The organism is Tenacibaculum aiptasiae (genome assembly GCF_008806755.1).
GTDB lineage: Bacteria > Bacteroidota > Bacteroidia > Flavobacteriales > Flavobacteriaceae > Polaribacter > Polaribacter aiptasiae.
Genome location: NZ_WAAU01000074.1, coordinates 1 through 683 on the forward strand (window position 1 = coordinate 1; position 683 = coordinate 683).

At 33.7% G+C, this 683-nt stretch carries 1 protein-coding gene; it reads left to right on the forward strand.

Going from position 1 to position 683, the window contains the following annotated elements; genetic code table 11:
* On the forward strand, window positions 1-683 hold a 683-nt coding region (locus F7018_RS18015), incomplete at both ends, for an ATP-binding cassette domain-containing protein (protein ID WP_150901490.1).

Consider the following 683-nt stretch of genomic DNA (forward strand, 5'->3'; position numbering starts at 1 on the left):
GATGCACAAATATCGGTTGATCGATTAGGAGAAATTCATAACATGGAAGATGAAGAAAATCCAAATGATGAAAAAGTAACTAATATTCCAGAGAATGCAGCTATCACATTAAAAAACATCTCTTTTAGATACACAGGTGGACTTGAACCTGTACTTAAAGATTTATCACTAGAAATACCAGCTAATAAAACCACTGCTATTGTTGGTGTTAGTGGAAGTGGAAAAACAACATTCATGAAATTATTACTTGGGTTTTATCAGGTAGATCAAGGAGATATTATGATTAATAACTTCAACCTAAAGAATATCTCACAAAAAGAATGGAGAAGAAACTCAGGAGTGGTCATGCAAGAGGGATATATTTTTAATGACTCTATTGCCAAAAACATTGCAGTAGGAGAAGATTATGTAGACAAAGAAAAGCTAGCACATGCTATTGATGTGGCTAACATCTCAGATTATATAGAAGGACTTCCTTTAGGATACAATACTAAAATAGGAAGTGAAGGAAATGGATTGAGTACAGGGCAAAAGCAACGTTTATTAATTGCTCGATCGGTATACAAAAACCCGAAGTTTTTATTCTTTGATGAAGCAACTTCTGCTTTAGATGCCAACAATGAAAAGGTGATTATGGAAAAGCTAAATACTTTCTTTGCTAACAAAACAGCTGTAGTGATTGC